Consider the following 25853-nt stretch of genomic DNA (forward strand, 5'->3'; position numbering starts at 1 on the left):
TAAGCTTTAAGCTCTAAAACACTTTTCTATTTCTTCAGTCTTTAATCCTGCTCCGATAACACATACCTTACCTGTATACTCCGCATCACCTCTTCTGATGTCGCTCTCTCCCGGAACCAAGTCAAAATAGAACCAATCATCACTGTTTGCGTCCTTTAACATTCCCTTAGCTCTGAGAACAGCACCGAATTTTTCTTCATCCGCAAAGCTCTCAAGTATATCCTTTAGCTTCTCCTCGCTTATTGCAGGTACTTGCTCCATTCCCCAACTGTCAAACACATCATCTGCATGATGGTGATCATGATGGTCATGCCCGCATCCGCAATGATCATGGTGATGTTCGTGTTCGTGATTATGCTCATGTTCATGCTCATGGCATCCGCAGTGCTCGTCATGCTCGTGATCATGATGATGTTCGTGCTCGTGATTATGCTCATGTTCATGCTCATGGCATCCGCAGTGCTCGTCATGCTCGTGATCATGATGATGTTCGTGCTCGTGCTCATGTTCATGCTCATGGCATCCGCAGTGTTCGTCATGCTCATGATGGTGTTCATCATGTTCATGGTGATGGTCGTGCTCGTGGTGATGTTCATGCTCTCTTGCCATTTCCTCAAGCAATTCGCTCTTTAAATCAACAGGACTTGATAAGAGTTCTTCTATCTTTTCATTGCTTAACTTATCAAGAGGTGTTGTAACTATTGTAGCTTCAGGATTTACATTTTTTATAAGTGCAACGGCTTCCTCAATTTTAGTGTTATCTACCAAATCTGTTCTTGATAAGATTATAGTATTTGCAAACTGAATCTGGTTGTTAAAGAACTCACCAAAATTCTTCATATACATCTTGCACTTTTTAACATCAACAACCGTTACGGCAGAATTTGACTCTACAGGCAAATCTTTTTCAACATCCGAAACAGCCTTCAATACATCTGAAAGCTTGCCTACGCCACTCGGCTCTATAATAACTCTATTCGGCTCATAAGTTGATAAGAGCTCTCTTAAAGATGCCTCAAAATCTCCTGCCAAAGAACAACAAATGCATCCTGAGTTCATCTCTCTGATTTCAATACCTGAATTCTTTAAAAATCCTCCGTCTATACCTATTTCACCGAACTCATTTTCTATTATTATTGTTTTACCCTTGTCCTTATTTCCTTCAACAAGTCTCTTTATAAAAGTGGTTTTTCCTGCACCTAAAAAACCTGATACTACATCAATCTTTGTATTTGCCATTTTATCTCCATTCTAAAATCTCTAAAAAGCAAGCCTGATTATAAAATCAAACTTGCAACATAACTTTGTTTAATAATATATTTAAATTATGAATGCTTTACATCTGCTTATAATAAGCTATTTGTGTATATACGGTTTTACTCTGACTATAACAAGTGATGCCGCTATTCCTATAAGCATACCACTTACCACACCTGCAATCATAAGTAAAGGCAGGTATGTGAATACTCCGTTTGTTCTTACCACAAAAGCCGCACAGATTATCTGTCCGACATTGTGCATTATACCCCCAATGATACTTATACCAACCATGGAAAAACCTTTGATTTGTTTTGCCAAAATCATACAAAGTAAACTTAGTGTGGCTCCTGATATAGAATAAAACATCATTGAAATATTTCCAAAAGTCATAGCTATCAAGACAATTCTAAGTAGTGAAACTATTACTCCTGTTTTTATATCAAACAAATAAAAAGCAATAATCACAATCAGATTTGCAAGGCCTAACTTCATGCCGGGTATACCTAAATTTATAGGTATCAATGTTTCAACAAAACCAAGTACCATTGCCAAAGCCGTCAGCATTCCAACAGTTGCTATCTTTCTTATGTAAGTACTTGAAAAGGGTCTCATTAGTTTGCTACAACATATGCTATCTTAATATTAACTTCAAGCACTGTAAGTCCTGTCATATTTTCAATAGCATTCTTAACTCTCTCCTGTACTTTCTCACTTACTTCAGGAATATTGTAGTTGTAACTTACATTGATTGCAAGATCAACACAAACCTTATCATCATTTACCTCTACCTTAACCCCTCTCATACTCTTTGCAGTCTTACTTCCTGAAAGTTTACCTACTATTTCTTTAGTAGGATTTCCTGCCATTGAGTCTACACCTTCTACTTCTGTAGCGGCAATACCTGCAATAACGGCAACAACTTCATCGGCAATCTTTACTTCACCAAGTCTTACGTTTTCATTTGTCTCTTCTTCGTAATTATCTTTTATATTAATCGTATCAGCCATAAAAGCCTCCTTATTTTCTATAATTATTGATTATATCAAATATTGTGTAAAATTAAAAGAGAGGAGGGAAAAATAGCAAAAGGTCGGACACTATATAACTGTACGACCTTTTTAGATTATTTATATATGTAAACTATTTATTCTTATCTAATCTCGTGATTCCGATTCCTGTAAGTGCCAATACAAGTGCAAAAATCATACCCGAATAATTCAATATTGCATATGGCAAATAATGTAATGTATCTACACCAAGTGTACTTGCCATATAGGCACCTGCTGCTGTCCATGGAATCAGACATTCCGTACATGTAACAGAATCCTCAAGTGTTCTTGATAATACCTTCGGATGCAAGCCCATCTTAATATAAGCATCCTTAAAAGCTTCTCCGGGCATCAAAATAGATACCTGCCCGTTACTTGTAACACCTGTAATTATAAGGCATGTAACTATTGTGGAAGCAACAAGTTTAAATGTTGAGTTGATCTTTTCAAGCATCTTTGAAATTACAACTTCCAATGCACCTGTTACACTCATAGTACCTGCAAAAGAAATAGCACAAACTGCAATGAGAAGTGTATTCATCATCGACATCATTCCGCCTCTGTGAAGAAGTCTTATAAGCTCCGGTGCAACCTCATCCTTAGTCATTCCAATCATCTCTACATTAAATCCGTTTAATGTAACATCAACAATACTCTTTAAATCTGCACCTTGAAATACTGCAGCATTTATAAGAGCAATAGCTGATGCCAAAAGCATAACAGGAATCGTAGGTTTCTTTGTAATCGACCCTACAAGTACTATTACAAGAGGAACAAGCAACAAAATATTCCAGTTAAACATTTGATCAAGTGTACCCGTAAGTATATTTATGGTTTCAGGTACAACAACATTTTTTCCTGCACCTACCTGTCCCATTATAAAGTAGAATATTACAGATAAAACTGCTGCACTTCCCGTTGTCCACATCTGATTGTATACATGCTCATAAAGATCCACTCCACAAACTGCAGATGAAAGGTTTGTAGTATCTGAAAGAGGTGAAAGCTTGTCCCCAAAATATGCTCCTGAAACCACTGCACCTGCAACCAATGCGAGGTTAGCATCCATTCCTATAGCTACACCCATAAATGCTACACCTATAGTTCCTGCTGAACCCCATGATGTACCGGTAAGAACAGATACTATAGCTGTGAGTATAAATGCTGTAAGTGCAAGATATTTAGGGCTTATCAGCTTTAGTCCATAATAAATAAGCATAGGTATAGTACCGCCAAGCATCCATGAACCTATCATAAATCCAACGATTATAAGAATTAACAATGCTCCCCAAACCTTTGAGATTTTGGTTGCTATCTCATTCATTATATCATCATATGAATATCCAAGGAATATCGCCTGTATACCTGATACCACGGCCGCCAAAACAATCAAAGGCTCAGCAGGCAATGATAAAAATGCAATTCCAACTCCCAGAATTATAAGCATTGCAAGTATAGGGAACAATGCTTGAAGTACTGTAGGTTTTCTTTTTGTCTTACTCATAAAAATTCTCCCAATTTATATTGTTTTTAAATCTTAATAAAGCTTCTTCCAGTAATTTTTTAGGTAAAGCGGCATTTACTCTGAAAAATCCTCTTCCGTCCTCCCCATATCCGCTACCAAGTGAAAATGCTATATGAGCCTTTTCTATCATAAGCTCTTTAAATTTATCTTCTGTAATATTTAATGCTCTGTAATCAACCCATGACAGGAAAGTTCCTTCGGAATCAATTACCTTAAAGCCCTTCATATCATTTTCAAAGAAGCTCTTTATGATATCCATGTTCTCTTTTATCTTTTCTTTTGCAATATTAAGCCATTCTTCACCGTATTCATAAGCTGCTATAACAGCCGGTATACAAAAATAACTCGGATTATGTATTCCGCCCTGTCTAAGCAGTTTTTTAAAGAAGTTTCTCAATTTTTCGTTTTTTATAATTATATTGCTGGCCTCAAGTCCTGCAATATTAAAATTCTTTGATGTTGATAATCCTATTATTATATTCTCATACATATCATAATAAGATGCATAAGATATGAATTTTCCCTTCCAAATAAAGTCGGCATGTGTTTCATCGGATATTATAAGTACATTGTGGCGCTTACATATTTCCACAGTCTGTTTTATTTCATCTTCAGTCCACACTCTCCCCACAGGATTATGAGGTGATACTGTAATAAATATTTTTACTCCACTCTTTATCTTATCTTCAAAATCCTTGAAGTCTATATCATAATGTCCGTCTTTTAAGCTCAATGAACATTCTACCAATTCTCTGTCATTGATGCGTACGGCATTTTGAATAGGATCATAAAGTGGTGTAAATACCAAAACTTTATCATCTTTTTTTGTATAGTTTTGTATTATCAAAGATATTGCCTGAATTATTCTGGGACAATAAACTATCCACTCATTTTCAGGATTAAAGCCGTAATTATTTTTTGCCCATTTTTTTGACAGTTCTATATATTTATCACTTACATTTGTATATCCGTATATTCCATGATTTGCAGCTTCTATAACAGCTGTCATAATTTCAGGTGCTACTCTGTAATCCATGTCGGCAACTGTAAGAGGAATCAAATCATCCACTCCGCAATCTGCTATTATTTCATCCCATTTAGCACAATTTGTATTTTTTCTGGAAACTATATTGTCAAACACCTAATCCCCCTTTCCAAATTTACACATACTAATACGGGCTACATACAAAACTGTATAATAGCCCAATATATTTTATGATTTTCCTGTTTTATGATTTGATACTACATCAAATACTACAGCGCCCAAAAGAACAGCACCTTTTACGATGTATTGATACTGATCCGGAAGTCCAAGTATTGACATACCCTGATTTATTACACCCAGGAGTATTGCACCGATCATTATTCCCTGTACGGTTCCTGAACCACCATAAGCGGATGCTCCACCTATGAAACATGATGCAATAGCATCCATCTCATATGAACTACCCATATTTCCGTCTACTGAACCTATACGGGCCACTACTAAAAGTCCTGAAAGTCCTGCCAAAAGGCTCATAAGAAAATATGCCCAAAAATATACTCTTCTAGGATCTATACCTGAAAGCCTGGTAGCCTTTTCATTACCGCCCACAGCATAGAAATATCTTCCGAATACTGTTGAGCTTGTAATAAATGCAAATATGGCAACTACAATCAAGATCCAAATAAGCATTATAGGAATACCCTTGTAGCTCATAAGCTTATATGCATAGAATAGTATTACAAGGTCAAATATACAAACTCTTGCTGCGGTAAGACCAAACCCGCTTGTTTCATAGCCTTTTTTTACCTTTTTTCTCTCTGCAATAAAGGTATAGGCTGTTATTATTACAGCAACTATTATTCCCACAACCATTGATGAAATAACTCGCTGATTTACATCAAGTCCAGGAATTTGGATATATGATGTAAACAGACTTAGGAATTTCTTGTCCATTATAGGAACAGTCTTTGAATCCAAAATAACTCTTGCAATACCTCTAAAAAGGAACATACCTGCAAGTGTACAGATAAAAGGCGGAATATGAATATACCCTATAAGCCATCCCTGCCATACACCTATAACACATGCAACTGCAATTGAAGCCAATATAGCAACAAAAGGGCTTATTCCCATGCTTAGCAATTTGGCTGAGAGTGCGGCAGACAGACATAATGTGGATCCTATAGACAGATCGACATTACCGCCGGTAAGTATACATAAAAGCATACCGCAGGCCATTATAAGAACATATGCATTCTGTAACAATAGATTCGAAATATTCTGTGCAAGGAGAAGTCTACCACCTGTAAGATATGTAAAGAATACAAAAACTACAAGCAAAGCAAGTACCATTGTATATTTTTTTACAAATTTATTTGCATTCATTTTTACCTCCTAATTAACTGCAGCACGATCGGATTTTAGGATCGTACTCATTATTTTTTCCTGTGTAGCTTCCTCGGCACTAAACTCTCCGGTTATCTTACCTTCGTTCATAACATAAATTCTATCGCACATACCTAAAAGCTCTGTAAGATCTGATGAAATCATTACAACCGACTTACCCTGTCTTACCATATCATTGATAATGGAATAGATCTCATATTTTGCACCGACATCTATTCCTCTGGTAGGCTCATCAAGGAATAAAACTTCAGGTCCCGCAAACATCCACTTTGATAAAAGAACTTTTTGCTGATTACCGCCTGAAAGATTTCCAACCTTTTGTAAAACAGAAGGCGTTTTAGTTTTCATTGCTTTTACATAATCTTTTGCAACCATGTTTTCCTTTGAAACATCTACAACACCTCTTTTATCCGCAATTTTTTCCATTCTTGCGAGAGTTGTATTTCTTGCAATTGTTTCAGAAAGTATCAATCCGTCAGTTTTTCTATCCTCTGTCACATATGCCAGACCGTTAACAATTGCCTCCCTTGAACTGTTGAGAAAGACCTCTTTACCTGCAATAAATTCACGACCCGAAATACGACTGCCATAGCTCTTTCCAAAAAGTGATTTGGCAAGTTCCGTTCTTCCTGCACCCTGTAATCCTGAAAAACCTACTACTTCACCTTTTTTAACATGAAAGCTTATATTATTTACAACACATTTTTCAGTGTATATCGGATGATATACAGACCAATCTCTTGCTTCAAACATTATTTCATCACTTATTACATGTTCTCTTGCCGGAAATCTGTCCTCAAGCTCACGTCCAACCATACCTTTTATAATGCGTTCTTCATTTATAAGATGATCCGAGTTATCAATAGTTTCAATTGTCATTCCATCTCTTATTACTGTTATTTCATCAGCCACATATGCAACTTCCTGCAATTTATGTGTAATAATAATTGATGTAATTCCTTTTTCTTTTTTAAAACGTATCAGCATATCAAGAAGCATTCTTGAATCCTCATCATTGAGTGAAGATGTCGGCTCATCAAGAATTAAAAGCTTTACATCTTTTGATATAGCTTTGGCTATCTCTACAAGTTGCTGTTTTCCTGTTCCGATATCCTTTATAAGAGATTGTGTATTTTCATTTAAGCCTACAGCTTTCATTGCTGTGTCGGCCTGATGAAAAGTCTCATTCCAATCTATCACACCGAATCTGTTTTTTCTTTCATTTCCAAGAAACATATTTTCAGCAATTGTAAGCTCGGGTATAAGAGCCAATTCCTGATGTATTATCACTATACCAAGCTTTTCACTGTCATGTATCTTTTGAAATTTACATTCATTATTGTTGTAGAGAATCTGACCTGTATACTCATTATGTGCAATGGTTCCGGAGAGAATATTCATCAGAGTGGATTTTCCGGCTCCATTCTCTCCTACCAATGCATGAATACTTGCTCTTTCAATCTTCAGATTTACATTATTTAAAGCTTTTACTCCGGGGTATTCCTTTGTAATATTTTTCATTTCTAAAATATAATCTTTCAATACATCCGCCTTTCCGCCATATAAGGCAATATTATAGTCTTATATCGTTATCTACGATAATATTCCGCAAAGATTCCCCGGAGCCTGCGGTAATTTACTGTACAGGATGTGGATAACCATCACTTCCCATTGTGTAATATCCTGTATCAACAAGTTCCTTTTGGATATTGTCCTTTGTTACGGTAACAGGAACCAAAAGGTATGAAGGTATTACAGCCGCTCCATTGTCATATGATGATGTATCATATGTACAATCAAAGCTCCAGCCTGATTTTTCAATAAGTGATGCATCAGGTTTTTCATTATTTAATATAGCCTCACCAAGGTTAAGTGTAGCAACTGCCTCGTTTGCAACAGCCTTATAAACTGTCATTGTTTGCTTTCCGTCAATGATATTTGCAAGGTTTGCCTCATCTCCGTCCTGACCTGTAATTATTATCTCATTACTTCCTGCATAATCTGACTGAATAGCCTGTGTTACACCTAAAGCTGTAGAGTCATTTGAACATACAGCCGCATCAAGCTGTGTACCGTCTGAATAATATGATCCGAGAATATTCTGGAATCTTGATAATGCCTTTGACGTATCCCACTGTGCAGTACCGACCTGCTCAAATGTTGTCTGTCCTGAAGGAACTACAACTGTTCCTTTTTCAATATATGGCTTTATAACATCCATTGCACCGTTAAAGAAAAACTTTGCATTATTGTCGGCAGGATCTCCACCTGTAAACTCAATATTAAACTTCTTATCACCTGCGTTTGCAAGGTCAAGTTTTTGTGCCACAAATTCACCCTGCAGTTTACCTACAGTATAGTTATCAAATGAAACATAGTATGATATTGCATCTGTGTTCATTATAAGTCTGTCATATGCAATAACCGGAATGTTTTGGCTCTTTGCCTCGGCAAGAACCTGTGCAAGTGACTCACCGTCTATTGCGGCAACTACCAATAAATTAACCTTATCAGCAATAAGACCCTCGATATCCTTTACCTGTTGATCGATTTTGTTGTCAGAGTATGTAAGCGAAACCTCATAGCCTGCTTTTTCAAACTCTTTTTCAAGGTAAGAACCGTCACGGTTCCATCTCTCCAGAGACTTAGTAGGCATTGATATACCTATTTTCCCACCCTTTGAATCTGTATTCTCAGAGCTTCCTTCCGCCTTTGTACTCTCCGCCTGTGTCTGCTCTGTTGCTGTCTTTGCAGGCTCATTTCCATCGGTACATGCCACCAGTGATAAAGCTAACATACCGGCTGCTACAAACGCACATAATTTCTTCATTTTCATATTATCCTCCTTATATAAACCCGATTTTAACGTCCCCAATCAGGTGTTTTTATAATTTTGAATTAAAAAATATATTATTTACTATAGTCTCCAAATATTCCTGTCTTCCTGACTCAGGTAACTCAGGCTTTTTCATCTTTAATGCATATTCAGCACATTCTACCAATGTCACAGATCTGTTTCTTATCTTCTCACCGATTCCTGAGTTATAGCTTGAATATCTTTCCTTAATAAACTCATCTATTCTACCATCTTCAATTATTTGTGCGGCTTTGATAAGTCCCAGTGCAAATGTGTCCATACCTGCAATAAATCCATAGAACATATCTTCAGCTGTATTACTTGGTCTACGGTTCTTTGAATCAAAGTTTAATCCTCCGCTTAAACCGCCTGCCTTTAATATTTCATACATAGCAAGAGTGGTATCATATACATTTGTAGGGAACTGATCTGTATCCCAACCAAGCAATGTATCACCCTGGTTTGCATCTACAGAGCCTAGCATACCGTTAATTGCAGATACTCTGAGTTCATGCTGGAATGTATGTCCTGCCAATGTAGCATGATTTGCCTCAATATTCATCTTAAAGTCCTTATCAAGTCCATATTTTCTCAAGAATCCTATTGCTGTTGCCGCATCAAAATCATACTGATGTTTCATTGGCTCCTTCGGCTTCGGCTCGATATAGAAATCACCCTTAAATCCTATGCTGCGTCCATAATCTCTGCACATTGTAAATAATGTAGCAATATTCTCTTCTTCAAGTTTCATATCTGTATTTAAAAGAGTCTCATATCCTTCACGTCCGCCCCAAAATACAAATCCCTTTGCTCCAAGCTTTACAGCATTTTCAAGACCTTTCTTAGCCTGTGCGGCTGCAAAGCAGAAAACGTCCGCACTGTTTGAACTTCCCGCACCGTTCATAAACCTTGGATTACTGAACATATTGCAGGTTGTCCAAAGGCATTTAATATCTGTTCCCTTTGTCTTTTCAAGGATATAATCTGTTATTTCATCCAAACGTGCATTTGTAACATTTATGTCTTCCTGATCTTCAGGTACGATATCTGTATCATGGAAGCAATAATATTTGATACCAAGCTTTTGCATAAATTCAATACCTGCATCAACTTTTGCCTTTGCATGCTCCATTGTTCCCTGCTTTTCACCAAAACCTTTATCGGCAGTACCCTGTCCGAACATATCCACACCGCTTGCACAAAGATTATGCCACCATGCCATAGCAAATGATAAATGTTCTTCCATTGTCTTGCCCATTATCACTCTTTTGGCATCATAGTATTTGAAGCTTAGCGGATTTTTGCTCTCACTTCCTTCAAATTTAATAGGTGAAATGCTTGGAAAAAATTCTTTCATAAATACTTCTCCTTTCAAATTTGCAATAATAAGGATATTATTGCTATATAGTTTATAAACGACTTTCCATTTGTTTATTATAATAACTGATATATTAGGCCAAATGTCGGTAATCTTGTTATTAATAGATGTTAATATTGCTATTCCTGTATTGAAATATAATATATTATAGAATATACTGAATTTGAAAATAAAATAGATGCCAATTATACATTTATTCGTCTATTTTTTAACCATTTTATGACCCAATTTATTCTATTTATATAAAGGAATGTATGCTATGGACTTGAACTCAATAAAAACTAATAAAACCGAATATGAGATAATAAGACATACAAAAACAAACTCCCTTGCTATGCTTATGATTGAGATACTTTCAAGAAGTGTGCACTGTCATTCGGATCTTGAAATAGGTATGATACTGGAAGGTAATATAGACCTTGTTATTGACAATGAGGTTTTCAAGCTGAATAAAAATGATATCTACATAGTAAACAGATATCAGCCACACTCTTTCTACAGCAATAAACATCATAATAAGATAGTTATATTTTTGATAAATCATGCACTGTATAAAAATATAGGACCTGATATTATATATAAGAAAAATCATATAGTGTATGACGAAAAGAATTCTGATTTGTATACAACAATATTTGAATGTGCTATGTGTTATGCCAGTGAAATCGCTTTTACTGAGCTCGGAGCCGGTGCAAAGGCTCTTGACTTGATTTATAAGCTCAGTAAAATAGCCGATCCTTTCATCGATGAACAGAGTACAAAACAAAGTCGCTCCAAGGGTAAGCGTTTGCAAAGAATAACCGATTACATGTCTGAACATCATTCTGAGAATATAACTTTGGAAGATATTGCAAATCTCGAGTCCCTATCTACCTATTATATATCTCACTTTATAAAGAAAATGACCGGCACTACATTTACTGAATATTTAAATAATATAAGATTTGACCATGCATTTTCGCTTCTAAACAAGACCAATTTAAGGATAAGCGATATTTGCTGTGAGGCAGGCTTTTCAGACAGCAGATACTTAAATAGGATATTTAAACAAAAAATGGGAATAGATATACAATCATACCGAAAGAACATAGATAAAATAGAACTGCCGCTAACAGACCAGCCCTATATGACTGTACAAAATCATATATCTCAGAGCAAATTTATGTCTGAGCTTGAAAAATATTATGAAGAGAATTTTAAAGAATGCTATTTTTTTAATTTAAAATAAGTCCCTGTATACAAAAAGCCATCAATGCAGTATATCATCGGTGGCTTTCTTATGTTTTTATATCTATATATCTATTGTTATATTCTTATTACAATCCCAAAAGAACAACTCTACACTTCCTCCGACTTTCTTTAACTCCTTAACAAATTCACCCGGAAGACTTTCAGCAACTTTAAAATTGTAAGATTCAGTATCTTTTATCTCCTTTAAAGTATTATATATCCATCTTTTTTTGCTACTTACATTTTCGGTACATTTAGTATTATTTAGTATAGCCGTCAAATCATTGTAAAACACTTCATAATCCATATCATCCGGAAAATAATGCGAATGCCACCTATAATAGCTCAATGTAAACTCACCGTAATACTCTAAATCTATATATAATTTATACTGACAAGTAGGGTTAAGTACAGTTATGCAGATATTACCTTCTTCTAAATATTCATACTCTTTATTCATTTCACCAAAAGCATGAATTTCATATTCAGCTTCTAAGTCATCTAATAATTTACATATTTCATTCTTTTTATCAACCGGATTTATGTCCATACTTATTTCCATGCCTTTCGCTTTGCTCAAGGCACAAAACATTATAAAAATATTTCCTTGAACCTTTTTATTTATAATTTTTCTTGTAGGGAACTCGGTATACTACAAATCACAGCTTTCAAAAAATCTAAATAATATAAATATATTGTCATTATTTTATTCAATATAAATACACTTTATAAAAGTAGACTAATTAAAAATCATAATGACTCCATAAACTAATAATTTTAATAATTTTATCTTCCTCATAAACTTCGTAAACAAGCCTATGCTTTATGTTTATCCTACGTGAATAAGCCCCTTTCAAATTTCCTTGTAATTTCTCATACGAAGGTGGAGTTTTATATGGATCATTTCTTATCAGCTCTATCAAAATCTTCGCCTTATTATCAAGTTTTGCAGACTTTAAATTAGCAATATCACCTACCGCTTTTTTAGTGTAAACAATAGAGTACATTACCACTCCACCTGATCTTCCGGTATACAATCCTCTAAGGGAGTCTTCAATCCTTCAACAATTTTTTCTTTCATACCCGGAATTGATGACAAGTATAATGTTTCCATCAATCCGTTATAGTCTTCTTCACTTATAATTACAGCATTTCCGTCCTTAGTGTTTACATTTATCGGCTCATTATATTTTATAGTTTGCTCCAATAGTCCAAAAATTTCTTTTCTAAAATTTGTTATATTTGTATTAATCATAAAAGCACCTCCTATATGTACATTATAGCGTACATATAAGAGGTGTCAATAGTTTTTATATTTAATCAATTACTTCTTCTGTATATACTTTCTGATATCAAGTGCAATAGCAACAACGATGATAACACCCTGTACTATAAACTGGAAGTCCGGCTTGATTCCGAGGAACTGCATTGAAGATTTCAATAACTCAAAAACCAAAACACCGATTACACAACCTGATATTCTACCGATACCTCCGTTTACAGATACACCGCCTATGGTACATGCTGCGATTGCCTCAAGTTCGTATGAAGCACCCATGTTTACAGATGAACCGCCTGATTTTGCTCCCAAAAGAAAACCTGCGATTGCATAAAGTACTGCTGCCGATGTATAAATTAATATTTTTGCCTTCTTTACATTAACACCTGAAACCTCTGCTGCCGCCTCATTTCCACCGATTGCATACATATACTTACCATGTCTTGTTTTATTGAAAACAAACCACATAATGAGTCCGATAACAAGTGCATAAATGAAAAGATACGGAATCTTTAAGAAGTTTCCTGTAGCAACTGTTGTATATGCCGTTCTGTATCCACCGATTGGCTCAGCCTTTGTATAAACAAGACATACACCATATACTATAAGCTGCATTCCCAGTGTTCCGATGAATGCAGGAACGTTCAAATGAGCTATAACAATACCGTTGATACATCCAAATACAGCACAAATAGCTATAGCTATTAAAAGTACTACAAGGATATTCATGTCACCAAGGTTTGGAAACATTTTATTTGCATAGTCTTTATTCTGTAAAAGTGTACCTGCTACACAAGCCGAAAGGCCTACCAGACGACCTGCTGAAAGATCAGTACCCTTTGTTATAAGACAGGCTGATACACCGAAGGCAATAATTACTCTTGGTGCCACATTTACCAAAACATTTCTTAAGTTACTTGCTGAAAAGAAATTGTCCTTCATTATACCTGTAAACAGTACAAGCAAAAGTAAAACTATTATGATACCGTTATCCAGTAACAACTTCTTTATATCTAAAGATTTTGTATTCATAAGTATTCCTCCTAAAATTTAGTAGCCAATGCCATGATACTCTCCTGTGTAGCATCGTCTTTTGATACTTCACCGGTGATCTCACCATTGCACATAACGATTATTCTGTCAGACATTCCAATAAGTTCAGGCATCTCGGAAGAAATCATTATGATGCCCTTTCCCTGCTTTGCCAGGTTTATCATTATCTGGTATATTTCATATTTCGCACCTACGTCAATTCCTCTTGTAGGCTCATCCATTATCAGCACATCCGGATTGTTTGCAAGCCATCTTGCTATAATAACCTTTTGCTGATTACCTCCTGACAAAGACTGAATCAATGTCTTATTACTTGGAGTCTTTATACTTAGCTTGCTTACATTTTCATCTACGACCTGTTTAATTTTACCGTCATCCAATGCAATACCTGCCACAAGATAATTATTGAGTGAAGAAATAGCAACATTGTCGGCTATTGAAAGGCATCCGAGAATTCCTGTACCTCTTCTGTCCTCTGTAATCATTCCAAGTCCGTCTTTTATAGCATCTCTTGGTCTTGCTATATTCTGCTCTTTACCCTTCATGTATACTTTTCCGGATTTTACACTTCTAAGTCCAAATATAGCTTCCATAAGTTCACTTCTACCTGCACCCACAAGTCCGCCAAATCCGAGTATCTCACCTTTTCTAAGTTCAAATGAGCAGTTTCTGAATATATTTTCATGTATACTTGTAAGGCCATCGACCTTAAGTATAACTTCACCTTTTTCTACGTTATCTTTTGGCGGATAGATATTTGAAAGTTCTCTACCAACCATTTGTCTTATGATTTCACCGTCACTGATGTCTTTTACTTCCCATGTACCCACATAGGTTCCGTCTCTCATTATGGTGATATCATCGGCAATCTCTCTTATCTCCGCCATCTTATGTGAGATATATATAAGAGATACGCCTTTTTCTTTTAATTCTCTTATTATTTTAAATAATCCGCTTACTTCATTTTCAGTAAGTGATGATGTAGGCTCATCCAATATGATGATCTTTGCTCCCATTGAAACAGCTTTTGCTATTTCTACAGACTGCATCTGTGATATAGATAATGTCTGCAATAATGCATTGGGATTTACATTAAGTTTTACTTCTTTAAGCCATTTAGTAGCTTCATTTTCCATCTTCTTATGGTCTATTACTTTTAGAGGGCCTATATTTATTGTAGGATATCTGCCCAAAAACATATTTTCAGCAATAGATCTTGCAGGTACAGGCTGTAACTCCTGATGAACCATTGCCAATCCCTTATGAAGTGCATCATCAGGGTTTAATATATTCATTTTTTCTCCATCTACATAGACCTCACCGGTATCCATTGTATATATTCCAAACAGACATTTCATAAGTGTAGACTTGCCTGCTCCGTTTTCACCCATAAGAGCATGTACGCTGCCCGGTCTGACATTAAGATGGATATTGTCCAGTGCTTTTACACCGGGGAAACTTTTAGAGACCCCTTTCATTTCCAATCTGTACTCTGACATCCATTGCTCCTTTCAAAAATCGGGTGTGCACCGGCACACCCGAAAGATGTTTACTTAAGTTAATTTTTGATTATTTTACAAGCTCTAAGATCTCTGCTGCGTTATCCTTTGTAACCTTTACATAGTCTACAGGAATCTTTGTATCCACCTTCTCACCGCCTGCAAATGATACAGCTGCCTTTGCTGCTGCCTGTGCCTGGCTTATGAAATCGTTAAATACTGTACCTGTCATCTTGCCTTCTGATACATCCTGAACTGCCTCTGCAAGCGCATCAACACCTACGATATAGATATCTTCACCAACTTTTCTTCCTGCAGCATTGATAGCCTGAAGTGCACCAAGTGCCATAGCGTCATTGTTACAGAAGATAACTTCGATGTCGTTTCCATACTGTGTAAGAGCATCCTGTGCAATCTGCTGTCCCTTAGCCTGATCCCAGTCACCTCTCTGAATTAAGAGCTGCTCAGCCTTTAATCCGCTCTTCTCTGTAAGAGCCTTAACTGAATACTCTGTTCTGTACTGTGCGTCAATATTCTCAGGATCGCCCTGGATCATGATGTACTTAACTGTTCCGTCACCGTTGATGTCACCCTTATTCTCAAGTTCTGCGATTTCCTCACCCTGGAATGTTCCTGACTGACGAGCATCCGCACCTACATATGTTGCGCTGATACCGTCTGCTGCCCATCTTGACTCCTCTGTCTCATCAGGCTCACGGTTGATGTACACTACAGGGATTCCTGCTTCCTTAGCAAGATCTGTAACTGTTGGAGCTGAAGATGACTGAACAAGGTTAAGAATCATAACGTCAACCTTAGTTGCGATAAAGTTGTTGATCTGGTTTGTCTGCTCTGCCTGATCGTTCTTACCGTCCTGAACTACTACGTTCTCTTTTGGAATACCAACTTCCTCTGTAAGATATCTAACAAGCTCGTTACGATATAATGTCATGAAGTTATCATCAAACTTATAAATTGAGATACCTACTTTGATATCCTTTACATCCTTACCTGTAGATGCAACAGCCTCTGAAACACTCTCAGCCGCCTTGCTTTCTTCCTTTGACTCTGTAGCTGCTGCAGTTGTCTCTGCCGGCTTGCTTCCACCTCCACATGCTGCTAATGAAAGAGCACACACAGATGCTACTGATACTGCTAAAACTTTTTTGAACAATTTCATTGTTTTTCCTCCCTTAGGTTTGTTCGTTTATTTGTAAGCTTATTTTAATATTACTTACGATTATTTTACAGAGAATATTTTTACTCTTTTTATTGAATTTTTTTCAATAATATAAACAGAAAAAAATTTATAACATCTGATTTTTTTCATATGTTTTTCTATATTTAAATGCATAATAATAATTAAATGTGTAGATTAATCCACTTTATCTTATGTTACATCACCCATAGTCATTATTTATTCAATAACTATACATAATTTCTTAATTAAACTATGTTATAAAATAATGTATAATTATTATAACTATATAATTAATAAATATAAGTAACTTTGTACATGTATAATTTTTTAAAGGAGGAATATATGAGCTACAACCAAAAGATTACAAAAGAAATAGAGGATCTGACCTCAAAATGCCTTACAAATTTAACTATAAACCAATCCTTGTATAAAGAATTTGATGTGCAAAGGGGCTTGCGCAATCTTCAAGGTGAAGGTGTAAGAGCCGGACTTACCCGCATTTCCGAGATAACCTCATTTAAAAGGGAAAACGGTGAGAAGATACCTTGTGACGGTGAACTTAGATACCAGGGCATTGATATACACGAACTGACAGACGGATTTTTAAAGGAAAACAGATTTGGATTTGAGGAAGTCGCGTATCTAATGCTTTTCGGCAATCTGCCTACTTCAAATGAGCTTAAAGATTTCAATCGTTTACTTGGCGAGCAGAGATCTCTGCCTAAAAACTTTACAAGAGATATCATTATGAAAGCACCAAGTAAGGATATGATGAACACGCTTTCAAGATCGGTACTTACATTGTATGCCTATGACTCAAAGGCTGATGATATCTCTCTTCCAAATGTATTACGCCAGTGTATCAATCTTATAGCTACCTTCCCTATGATGTGCGTATATGGTTATCATGCCTATAATCACTATATAAGAGATAAAAGTATGTATATTCATCGTCCTTCTAACGAATTATCTACTGCTGAGAATATTTTACTTATGCTTAGAGAGGATAAGAAATACTTGGATCTTGAAGCCAAAGTGCTTGACCTTGCCATGGTCTTACATATGGAACATGGTGGTGGTAACAATTCTACTTTTACAACTCATGTGGTCACTTCCTCAGGTACAGATACTTATTCGGCTATAGCGGCAGCTCTAGGTTCTTTGAAAGGCCCAAAACATGGTGGAGCCAATATAAAAGTTGTTGAAATGTTTAAAGATATGAGGAGAAATATAAAGGATATAAGTGATGACGATGAAATAAAAGCTTATCTTTTAAAGCTTTTAAGAAAAGAGGCCTTTGATAAATCCGGATTAATATATGGTATGGGGCATGCTGTATATTCGCTTTCAGATCCACGTGCCAACATTTTCAAAAAATATGTTGAACAGCTTGCAAATGCAAAACATAAAAATAATGATTTCAAACTCTATAGTGCAGTTGAAAGACTTGCACCAAAAGTAATAGGAGCTGAAAGACATATATATAAAGGTGTAAGTGCAAATATTGACTTCTACAGCGGTTTCGTTTACGGAATGCTTGATTTACCTACCGAACTTTATACCCCGATATTTGCCTGTTCCAGAATAGTCGGATGGAGTGCTCACAGAATCGAAGAACTGATTAATACAGATAAGATTATAAGACCTGCTTATATGGCTGTTAAAGAGCACGAAAACTATATTAAAATGAAGGACAGATAATATATCTATAAAAAAAGTGTGAAAAATGAATAATCACTTTTCACACTTTATTTTTATTCTTTGTTTGCAGGTGTTATCTCCATATTTCTGAGATTATTTAATATAGTGGCATTCAAAGGAATACTTACACCCATAGGATTTATAAGGAATCCGTCACATTCAGGTGTCATAGGGAAGTTGATAAGATTCTTTGCCTCTACAACAATCTTCTTTACATTTGCATCACCCGGCATTTTATCAAACTCTATATTGTCTGTAAATATAGGTATCATATTTCCGCCGTTATCACTTATCTTTAACATAAGCATCTGCATCTGTGTTTCCCCGTCTACCTGTGTCTCTCTAACCGGTACAAGGAATCTTGCCTTTAAAATATTTACAAGCATCTCCTCTTCCAATTCACGAATCTCAGGTGTATTCGGATTATCAAGGTTTGCTCTTATCTCCTGTCCGAAATAAAGCATTGTAAGCTGTAACGATCTGTTCTCTACAGGTCTTTTTTCAGGTGGTAACTCGCTAAAATCCGAGAGTTTCACTATTTCGTCAAGCTGAATTATAAATTCATTACCCTGATAATTGTACTTAACAGCATTCACACCGGCTATTGCCATATGTGTGAAGGCTCTCAAAATACCCTCCTGATTAAGTTCCAATACAGTATTCTTCTGCTTATTGGCTGCCAACTCTGCCGATTTCTTCAAAGCATTTTCTTTTTCATCAAATAAAAACGCCACATCATCAAAACTCTCATCATCACAATAAACAAATGGCAGCCTGGTAAAATCCGACTGAATTAAATATAGATTTACTGCCTTTGGAATACTTGCAAGTACTTCTCTTTTCTCCATTTTTATCTCCAAAAATTTTATTTGTCTTGAAACTACTATATACTCTTTGACTATCAAAGTCAAATACATAGTGTCATATATATTACAAATCCTGATTTGTAAACCTATACTATTATATCAAAAATTTTCAGGAATACATATTAAAATATCTTTACAAAAATTTATGGTTGCACAAGATGCTCTTTTGCACCTTCAGAATAAACTATGGAGTAATCCGAAAGGATAAAGTAACCATATGTATCAGGTATACTGTCAAGAAGCTTTACACCCTCTTCCACCCCCAGTGAAAAGCACGTAGTTGAAAGAGCATCCGCTTCTGTTGATGATTTTGTCAGTATACTTACTTCCACAAGCCCGTTATCATACGGATAACCTGTTTTCGGATCCAGAATATGATGATAGTTTTTACCGTCTATAACAAAATGTCTCTCATAAACACCTGATGAAACAACCGATTCATCATCTACCGTAAGTAATGCTACTGTTTCATTTCTGTCTGCATAAGGTTTTTGAAGCCCTATTGTAAAGTTGTCTCCATTCGGCTTTTTACCTATGCATAAAACATTGCCTCCAAGATTTATAATAGCACTGTCAACACCCTTACTCAGAAGATATTCCTTTGTCTTATCCGCTATATATCCCTTTGCAATAGCACCTAGATCTATTCTTGTATCATCTGAAGTAAACTTTACTGTATTTCCTTCCACACTTACCTTATTATAATCTACTTTCGGCAATGCTTCCTTAATACTTTCATCACTCGGAAGCTCCGGCTCCTCTGCATTAAAATCCCAGAGTTCTTTTAAAGGTTCTGTGGTAATATCAAACGCACCATGTGAGATTTTACTGTAATACAATGCCTTATCTATAAGATAAGCAAGTTCATCACTTACTTCCACACTCATAGTACCTTTTTCTCTATGGTTTAATTTATACAATTCCGCAGATTCGCTTGTTGCCGAAAAGATATTCTCATAGTTTCTTATAAACTGCATTGACTCTTTTAATACATTCTCATCTCCTCCATTATATATGGATACAGTGATAAATGTATCAAGAGCAAATGTTGTATCTGTCAAAGGCTCGTTATTTTTGTTCTTATCTATAGAAAAATCAAAATTATTGGCTATCGACTTGTGATTTGTATGTTTCCCTAAAATTGCAATTATCAGTAGCACAAACAATACTATTGCAACAGCTATTATATTTTTTTTATTAAATTGTTTCAAAATATACTCCTACTAAATTTCCCATTTTTTTGCCAGATCATTTATCTGATCTGCAAATTTAGCCAAATCCTTGTTGGCTCCGTGTTTATTTTCTTTTATAATTTTTAAGAGTCTCTCACCTGCTCCAAGAAGTCTTAAGTAAACGCTGCTTTCCGGCTCCTTTACTTCCTTAACTGCAACGGCAACTCCCTTGGTCTGCTTTATCCACTCTCCGCTTATCAAATCAAAAACAGAGCCTGAAAAAGGTGCGGATGAATTTATTCCGTATTTACTCTTAAGTTCATTTGAAAAGCTTTCGCATACTTTATCATCACCATGTACTATAAATACTTCCTTCGGCTTTTCTTCAAAAGATGTTACCCATTTTATAAGTCCGTTTTTATCGGCATGTGAACTTATACTCTTTAAAGTTTCAATATGCGCATTTACAGAAATATTTTCTCCAAACAGTCTGACCTCTGAAACATTGTCCTGAAGAGTTCTTCCCAAAGTTCCAAAAGCCTGATATCCTGCAAATACTACGCTGCATTCACTTCTCCATAAATTATGCTTCAAATGATGTCTGATTCTTCCTGCATCACACATTCCGGAAGCTGATATTATAACTTTTGGTGATTTGTCAATATTTATAGCCATCGACTCATCAGAGCTTACCGTCATCTTAAGATTTGGAAAAGCAATCGGGTTTATTCCGTTTTCAACAAGCGCCTTAGTTTCCTCATCATAACATTCAAGCAAGTTATCTTTAAATACATTGGTCGCCTCTATTGCCAGAGGACTGTCTACATATACAGGAAAGTTCGGAAGATTTTTTACAAGATTATTCTGCTTTATCTGCCTCATAAAATAAAGCAGTTCCTGTGTTCTTCCGACTGCAAATGCAGGTATTACAACATTTCCACCTCTTTCAAATGTTTCTTCAAGAATTCTTGCCAGATCCGACACATGATCTGCGCCTTCCTCATGATATCTGTCACCGTAGGTTGATTCCATCAAAACATAGTCGGCATCCTTTATATACTCCGGATCTCTGATCAATGGCTTATTGAAATTACCGATATCACCTGAAAATACTATTTTTCTGTTCTCATTTCCTTCTTTAAGCCAAACTTCTATTGATGCTGAACCCAGAATATGTCCTGCATCTATAAATCTGATACTGATATTTTCATCAATATCTATTTTTTTATTATATTCAACACCTCTAAAGAGTTTAATACTTGCTTCAACATCTGAAAGTTCATATACCGCTGCTTCCTTTTGTCTGCCGGCTCTTTCAGCTTTTCTGTTTTTCCACTTTATCTCTTCAGCCTGTATATGCGCACAGTCTCGAAGCATTATGGTGCAAAGCTCCAGTGTGGCATTTGATGAATATATTTCTCCCTTAAAGCCTCTTGCTACAAGCTGTGGAATCATACCTGTATGGTCGATATGAGCATGTGTAACAAAAAGATAGTCAATTTCTGCAGGTGAGACAGGCAGAGGTGCATTTTCATACACATTTATTCCCTGCTCCATACCATAATCCACTAAAAACTTTTTCTCCCCGACTTCAACATAATGGCAACTTCCTGTAACCTCGTGATCTGCGCCTATAAATTCCAGTTTCATATTTTCCCCTTTTTAATCAAACAACTGAGCATGTAAGTTATTAGAGCCTAACTCTATTATAACTACACAAAATATTTTTCGTCAACTTAAAATTATTATATAATAATATTGAATTATATTCTACAAAATATAAAATATACCCATCCTATGTTTTATAGAACGGGTATATATTTATAATTTCATAACTTCTTCAAGACTCGGCTTTCTTTTTCTTCTGGTTATCTCAAATAGGCATAACTTTGTTATGTCTATTGCCACTGTATTTAATCTGTCCTCTTTAAGATGTTCTTTCATCGTATGATATATCAAATCTATTTCCGATTTATCCGTGGTATTTATTAAATCTATAATTATAATACCCGAAATATTTCTAAGTCTCAGCTGCCTTGCAGTCTCTTTTATTGCTTCAATATTTGTATTTAATTTAATTATTCCGGCTTCTTTTTTTCTGACGTTTTTTCCGGTATTTACATCAACCACTGTAAGAGCTTCAGTGGATTCTATATAAAGATAGCCTCCATCCTTTAACCACACCTTTTTGCTTAATGAATCGCTAAAAAGAGTATCTATGGAATAAAGCTTATTTAGACTTATCATATTATCTTCATAGAATCTGACTCTGCCAAGCAGATCTTCGCGCTCTTCTTTAAAAAATTCAACTATTCCTTCGTATATATCCTTGATATCCGTTACTATATCGAACTCGGCATATTTTAATCTGTCTTTAACGATATCTATATAGTCTTTAGAGCCGACATAAAGCATTGCAGGTGCCTTTATATAGTTTTTCTTTTCAAGAATTTGATCAAGCACTTCACAATCCGAAAGATTTGCAGTAGTACCCGGCAGCTTATTTTTAATAGGAAGCTTTGAAATCTTTATTACAATATCATCACCCTCGTGTAAAACCGTATGCTCTTTTTCATCGGCAAATATAAGATGCTTAAGTTCAGCCATATCAAAATATACCATTTGACGTTTTAAATTGTACTCAATCTCAACAAAGGCGGCATTTATATTTTGAGCTATTTTTTTCACTTTTCCTATATGAATACTGCCAAGTAAAGATGTATCCTCGATATACTCTATCTCATTTGCCCTATTATCATCATATGATATTACAAAATTTTTATTCTTATAACTTGTAATTAAAAGCTTAGATAATTTCACACCCATACTCATCAAGGGCCTTTCCTTCATCTGTATACATATCTAATCTGTATAAATAATATTCATTCTTTTTAGCTGCAGCTAATCCTTCTTCATATAAAAATTCCATAACGGCCGCAGGCTTTATATTATTTGTACTTCCCTGTGAGAGATGCATGTATACACCGTTTTTTATGGCTTCAAGCTTATATATAAAAGGCTTTATATCCACAACTGAAGTTGTCTCCACCTCTACAAACTTGCCGTACTGATTTTTCTTTTTCTTTTTTGATACCTTTGTCAGTAATATAGACTCTTTGGACATGAGCTTCTCTATAGCGGCATTAATTTCTGATTCATTTACTTCAGTTTTAAATTCAGCCTTAAAATCGGCTGTATCCATCAAAGCCATAGCAGGTTTGGAATTATCGGGAATCTGTAAAAACTTAGTAACCTTCATTCCGGTGCACATCATCTCATTAAGTCTTTTTATTGCTTCTTTAGATGAAATATGACTCCCTTCCTTTAACTCTATATCCATATATTCACCAAGCCCCGATACTCCCATACTCAGAGGAGCGCCAAATGACATTATCTGATGAGGTGAAAATCCTTCACTGTATTTTATAGGAATATCTGCCCTTCTCATAGCTTTTTGAAAATATCTCATTATATCCAAATGGCCTATAAAACGCATTTGCTCGGTTTTTTCAAACTTAATTCTTACCTTCAAAGCAAACACCTCCATTATATTTTCTTGCACCGCAACCTAAGCACTGCTGTCTGCAGTTTGGTGAGATCTTATCTTCATGCGCTGTTTTCCACTCTCTGATAAGAAATTCCTTTGTAACTCCGGAATCTATAAAATCCCAAGGGAATATCTCATCCAAATCTCTTTGCCTTAATGTATAAAAGCCGGGATCTATACCGGTTTGCTCGTATGCCTTAAGCCAATATTCCATATTGAACTGATCCGACCATGAATCATACATTGCACCGTTTTTATAAGCATTAACTATGACATCCGCAATTTTTCTGTCACCTCTGGCCATAAGTCCCTCAAGCAATGTTACCTCCGCATCATGGTACTGATACTTCATACTCTTTTGATTAAGCTGTTCTCTGAAAGTATCCTTTACAAGATGCGCTCTTCTAAGATACTCTTCTTCGGTTTCCATCTTTGCCCACTGGAAAGGTGTAAAAGGCTTCGGCACAAAGAATGATGAACTTGCGGTAATAGATACCTTACCGATTCTTTGATCCTTTGGAATAGAGTAATAATTTTCAGCTATTTTTTCACAAAGCAAAGGTATACCTTTAATATCCTCCTCAGTCTCTGTAGGAAGTCCAAGCATAAAATAAAGTTTTACCTTATTCCAGCCACCTTTAAATGCCTCCATTGAGCCGCTTAATATATCTTCCTCTGTAATTCCCTTATTTATTACATCCCTTAGTCTTTGTGTTCCGGCTTCAGGTGCAAATGTCAAAGAACTCTTTTTTACATCCTGGACCTTGCTCATTACATCCAGTGAAAACGCATCAATACGTAAAGAAGGCAGAGATATGTTTATCCCTCTATCCTTTGTGTATTCCAAAAGGAAATCAAGAAGTTTATCAAGCTGACTGTAATCACTTGAACTTAGTGAACTGAGTGAAATCTCTTCCGCTCCGGTAATATCAAGCATTGTTTTTGCATAATTTATAAGATATTCAAGTGAATGTTCTCTTTGAGGTCTGTATACATTTCCCGCCTGACAGAATCTGCATCCTCTGATACATCCTCTCATTATCTCAAGTACCACTCTGTCTTGTGTAACCTTAATAAAAGGAACTACAGGCTTTGAAAGATATGATACAGTATCCATATTTTGAACAACTACTCTATGTACAACACTTGGAACATCTTCATACTTAGGTGTAAATGAAGCTATAGTACCGTCTTCCTTATAGCTCACTTCATAGAACTCAGGTACATACATACCTTCAAGTTTTGCCGCTTTTCTTAAAAACTCATGTTTTGAAAGATTATTCTTTTTGCATTCCTTATAAAGGTCAAGCAACTTGTCATAAACAACTTCACCCTCACCTATGTAGAATATGTCAAAGAAAGGTGCCAAAGGCTCCGGATTATAAGAACATGGACCACCACCTATTACTATAGGGTATTCCTCTCCTCTGTCTTTTGAATACATCGGAATCTGTGAAAGCTCTAAAATCTGCAAAATATTTGTATAGCACATCTCATACTGTAATGTAATACCTAAAATATCGGCATCCTTTACATTTTCCTGACTTTCCAAAGAAAATAGCGGAATATTCTTTTCTCTAAGTATCTTATCAAGGTCTACCCATGGAGAAAATAATCTCTCACAGAATATGTCTTCTCTTTTATTGAGCATATCATATATGATCTGCATTCCTATATGACTCATTCCTATTTCATAGACATCAGGAAAACACATAACAAATCTGATATCAACATCTTCTAATCTTTTATCTCTTGAATTTAACTCACCGCCGATATATCTTGCCGGCTTGTCTACGCTAAGCAGTATATCATCGCTTAGTGCCAATTTTCTCATATATTCCTCT

General features: G+C 35.7%; 23 protein-coding genes. 2 read left to right on the forward strand and 21 right to left on the reverse strand.

The genetic code is table 11. The features are described 5' to 3' along the window. Positions 1-6: 6 nt before the first annotated feature. From EHV10_RS06000 to xylA, 9 genes are all read right to left on the reverse strand, one after another. Positions 7-1239 (reverse strand): CobW family GTP-binding protein, encoded by a 1233-nt coding sequence (locus EHV10_RS06000; RefSeq protein WP_128673881.1) that lies wholly within the window; start codon positions 1237-1239, stop codon positions 7-9. A 117-nt stretch (positions 1240-1356) separates the two neighbouring features. After that, the gene (locus tag EHV10_RS06005; RefSeq protein WP_128673882.1) at positions 1357-1872 is read right to left on the reverse strand and encodes a Gx transporter family protein; all 516 of its coding nucleotides are present in this window, start codon (positions 1870-1872) and stop codon (positions 1357-1359) included. After that, positions 1872-2267: an Asp23/Gls24 family envelope stress response protein gene (locus EHV10_RS06010; RefSeq protein ID WP_128673883.1), complete on the reverse strand. Its 396-nt coding sequence runs from the start codon at positions 2265-2267 to the stop codon at positions 1872-1874. Before EHV10_RS06010 ends, EHV10_RS06005 begins: the two co-directional genes overlap by 1 nt. A 133-nt stretch (positions 2268-2400) precedes the next feature. Then, the gene (nhaC, locus tag EHV10_RS06015; protein WP_128673884.1) at positions 2401-3813 is read right to left on the reverse strand and encodes a Na+/H+ antiporter NhaC; all 1413 of its coding nucleotides are present in this window, start codon (positions 3811-3813) and stop codon (positions 2401-2403) included. Further along, entirely contained in the window at positions 3806-4975 is a 1170-nt protein-coding gene (locus EHV10_RS06020; protein WP_128673885.1) for a MalY/PatB family protein, read from the reverse strand. Before EHV10_RS06020 ends, nhaC begins: the two co-directional genes overlap by 8 nt. Before the next feature lie 72 nt (positions 4976-5047). Further along, positions 5048-6205, reverse strand: coding sequence for a sugar ABC transporter permease (locus EHV10_RS06025; RefSeq protein WP_128673886.1), 1158 nt, complete (start codon positions 6203-6205; stop codon positions 5048-5050). 9 nt (positions 6206-6214) lie between these two features. Then, entirely contained in the window at positions 6215-7768 is a 1554-nt protein-coding gene (locus EHV10_RS06030; protein WP_128673887.1) for a sugar ABC transporter ATP-binding protein, read from the reverse strand. A 94-nt stretch (positions 7769-7862) separates the two neighbouring features. Next, a complete protein-coding gene (locus tag EHV10_RS06035) occupies positions 7863-9062 on the reverse strand; it encodes a substrate-binding domain-containing protein (protein ID WP_128673888.1) in 1200 nt (399 codons plus the stop codon). 49 nt (positions 9063-9111) lie between these two features. Then, positions 9112-10440 carry a xylose isomerase gene (xylA, locus tag EHV10_RS06040; protein WP_128673889.1) on the reverse strand — a complete coding sequence of 443 codons (1329 nt, stop codon included), beginning with the start codon at positions 10438-10440 and terminating at the stop codon, positions 9112-9114. Positions 10441-10720: 280 nt separating this feature from the next. Between xylA and EHV10_RS06045 the strand changes: the two genes are divergently transcribed. Further along, a complete protein-coding gene (locus EHV10_RS06045; RefSeq protein ID WP_128673890.1) occupies positions 10721-11689 on the forward strand; it encodes an AraC family transcriptional regulator in 969 nt (322 codons plus the stop codon). 63 nt (positions 11690-11752) lie between these two features. Here the strand turns inward: EHV10_RS06045 and EHV10_RS06050 are convergent, their stop codons facing one another. From EHV10_RS06050 to EHV10_RS06075, 6 genes are all read right to left on the reverse strand, one after another. After that, complete coding sequence (locus EHV10_RS06050) at positions 11753-12241, reverse strand: hypothetical protein (RefSeq protein WP_128673891.1); 489 nt, start codon at positions 12239-12241, stop codon at positions 11753-11755. 193 nt (positions 12242-12434) lie between these two features. Continuing rightward, the gene (locus tag EHV10_RS06055) at positions 12435-12698 is read right to left on the reverse strand and encodes a Txe/YoeB family addiction module toxin (protein ID WP_009663421.1); all 264 of its coding nucleotides are present in this window, start codon (positions 12696-12698) and stop codon (positions 12435-12437) included. Then, positions 12698-12946, reverse strand: coding sequence for a type II toxin-antitoxin system Phd/YefM family antitoxin (locus EHV10_RS06060; RefSeq protein ID WP_009663508.1), 249 nt, complete (start codon positions 12944-12946; stop codon positions 12698-12700). Before EHV10_RS06060 ends, EHV10_RS06055 begins: the two co-directional genes overlap by 1 nt. Before the next feature lie 69 nt (positions 12947-13015). Further along, positions 13016-14002: a galactose/methyl galactoside ABC transporter permease MglC gene (locus tag EHV10_RS06065; protein ID WP_128673892.1), complete on the reverse strand. Its 987-nt coding sequence runs from the start codon at positions 14000-14002 to the stop codon at positions 13016-13018. Positions 14003-14013: 11 nt separating this feature from the next. After that, positions 14014-15522: a sugar ABC transporter ATP-binding protein gene (locus EHV10_RS06070; RefSeq protein ID WP_128673893.1), complete on the reverse strand. Its 1509-nt coding sequence runs from the start codon at positions 15520-15522 to the stop codon at positions 14014-14016. A gap of 70 nt (positions 15523-15592) precedes the next feature. Continuing rightward, positions 15593-16702 (reverse strand): galactose ABC transporter substrate-binding protein, encoded by a 1110-nt coding sequence (locus EHV10_RS06075; protein ID WP_128673894.1) that lies wholly within the window; start codon positions 16700-16702, stop codon positions 15593-15595. Positions 16703-17065: 363 nt separating this feature from the next. Here EHV10_RS06075 and EHV10_RS06080 point away from each other — a divergent pair, with 363 nt between their 5' ends. After that, positions 17066-18424, forward strand: coding sequence for a citrate/2-methylcitrate synthase (locus EHV10_RS06080; protein ID WP_128673895.1), 1359 nt, complete (start codon positions 17066-17068; stop codon positions 18422-18424). A 53-nt stretch (positions 18425-18477) separates the two neighbouring features. On the opposite strand, the gene EHV10_RS06085 is transcribed toward EHV10_RS06080, so the two are convergent. The 6 genes from EHV10_RS06085 to EHV10_RS06110 all read right to left on the reverse strand — a co-directional run bounded on the left by EHV10_RS06085 (position 18478) and on the right by EHV10_RS06110 (position 25843). Further along, entirely contained in the window at positions 18478-19272 is a 795-nt protein-coding gene (locus tag EHV10_RS06085; RefSeq protein WP_128673896.1) for an SseB family protein, read from the reverse strand. A gap of 161 nt (positions 19273-19433) precedes the next feature. Next, the gene (locus EHV10_RS06090) at positions 19434-20501 is read right to left on the reverse strand and encodes an FAD:protein FMN transferase (protein WP_128673897.1); all 1068 of its coding nucleotides are present in this window, start codon (positions 20499-20501) and stop codon (positions 19434-19436) included. A 12-nt stretch (positions 20502-20513) separates the two neighbouring features. Then, complete coding sequence (locus EHV10_RS06095) at positions 20514-22112, reverse strand: MBL fold metallo-hydrolase RNA specificity domain-containing protein (RefSeq protein ID WP_128673898.1); 1599 nt, start codon at positions 22110-22112, stop codon at positions 20514-20516. A gap of 171 nt (positions 22113-22283) precedes the next feature. Then, positions 22284-23294, reverse strand: coding sequence for a ribonuclease E/G (locus tag EHV10_RS06100; RefSeq protein WP_128673899.1), 1011 nt, complete (start codon positions 23292-23294; stop codon positions 22284-22286). Then, complete coding sequence (locus tag EHV10_RS06105; RefSeq protein ID WP_330508481.1) at positions 23269-23994, reverse strand: TIGR03936 family radical SAM-associated protein; 726 nt, start codon at positions 23992-23994, stop codon at positions 23269-23271. The genes EHV10_RS06100 and EHV10_RS06105 overlap by 26 nt, the downstream gene beginning before the upstream one ends. Continuing rightward, a complete protein-coding gene (locus EHV10_RS06110; RefSeq protein ID WP_128673900.1) occupies positions 23978-25843 on the reverse strand; it encodes a TIGR03960 family B12-binding radical SAM protein in 1866 nt (621 codons plus the stop codon). The genes EHV10_RS06105 and EHV10_RS06110 overlap by 17 nt, the downstream gene beginning before the upstream one ends. Positions 25844-25853: the final 10 nt, after the last annotated feature.

The organism is Lachnoanaerobaculum gingivalis, assembly GCF_003862475.1.
Taxonomy (GTDB): domain Bacteria; phylum Bacillota; class Clostridia; order Lachnospirales; family Lachnospiraceae; genus Lachnoanaerobaculum; species Lachnoanaerobaculum gingivalis.

Coding starts and splice junctions, on each gene's coding strand:
- EHV10_RS06085 (WP_128673896.1), bottom strand. CDS start 19,272: ATGGAGAAAAGAGAAGTACTTGCAAGTATTCCAAAGGCAGTAAATCTA.
- EHV10_RS06075 (WP_128673894.1), bottom strand. CDS start 16,702: ATGAAATTGTTCAAAAAAGTTTTAGCAGTATCAGTAGCATCTGTGTGT.
- EHV10_RS06055 (WP_009663421.1), bottom strand. CDS start 12,698: ATGTACTCTATTGTTTACACTAAAAAAGCGGTAGGTGATATTGCTAAT.
- EHV10_RS06025 (WP_128673886.1), bottom strand. CDS start 6,205: ATGAATGCAAATAAATTTGTAAAAAAATATACAATGGTACTTGCTTTG.
- EHV10_RS06060 (WP_009663508.1), bottom strand. CDS start 12,946: ATGATTAATACAAATATAACAAATTTTAGAAAAGAAATTTTTGGACTA.
- EHV10_RS06045 (WP_128673890.1), top strand. CDS start 10,721: ATGGACTTGAACTCAATAAAAACTAATAAAACCGAATATGAGATAATA.
- EHV10_RS06100 (WP_128673899.1), bottom strand. CDS start 23,294: ATGAGTATGGGTGTGAAATTATCTAAGCTTTTAATTACAAGTTATAAG.
- EHV10_RS06050 (WP_128673891.1), bottom strand. CDS start 12,241: ATGGACATAAATCCGGTTGATAAAAAGAATGAAATATGTAAATTATTA.
- EHV10_RS06080 (WP_128673895.1), top strand. CDS start 17,066: ATGAGCTACAACCAAAAGATTACAAAAGAAATAGAGGATCTGACCTCA.
- EHV10_RS06110 (WP_128673900.1), bottom strand. CDS start 25,843: ATGAGAAAATTGGCACTAAGCGATGATATACTGCTTAGCGTAGACAAG.
- EHV10_RS06035 (WP_128673888.1), bottom strand. CDS start 9,062: ATGAAAATGAAGAAATTATGTGCGTTTGTAGCAGCCGGTATGTTAGCT.
- EHV10_RS06005 (WP_128673882.1), bottom strand. CDS start 1,872: ATGAGACCCTTTTCAAGTACTTACATAAGAAAGATAGCAACTGTTGGA.
- EHV10_RS06065 (WP_128673892.1), bottom strand. CDS start 14,002: ATGAATACAAAATCTTTAGATATAAAGAAGTTGTTACTGGATAACGGT.
- EHV10_RS06000 (WP_128673881.1), bottom strand. CDS start 1,239: ATGGCAAATACAAAGATTGATGTAGTATCAGGTTTTTTAGGTGCAGGA.
- EHV10_RS06095 (WP_128673898.1), bottom strand. CDS start 22,112: ATGAAACTGGAATTTATAGGCGCAGATCACGAGGTTACAGGAAGTTGC.
- xylA (WP_128673889.1), bottom strand. CDS start 10,440: ATGAAAGAATTTTTTCCAAGCATTTCACCTATTAAATTTGAAGGAAGT.
- EHV10_RS06070 (WP_128673893.1), bottom strand. CDS start 15,522: ATGTCAGAGTACAGATTGGAAATGAAAGGGGTCTCTAAAAGTTTCCCC.
- nhaC (WP_128673884.1), bottom strand. CDS start 3,813: ATGAGTAAGACAAAAAGAAAACCTACAGTACTTCAAGCATTGTTCCCT.
- EHV10_RS06010 (WP_128673883.1), bottom strand. CDS start 2,267: ATGGCTGATACGATTAATATAAAAGATAATTACGAAGAAGAGACAAAT.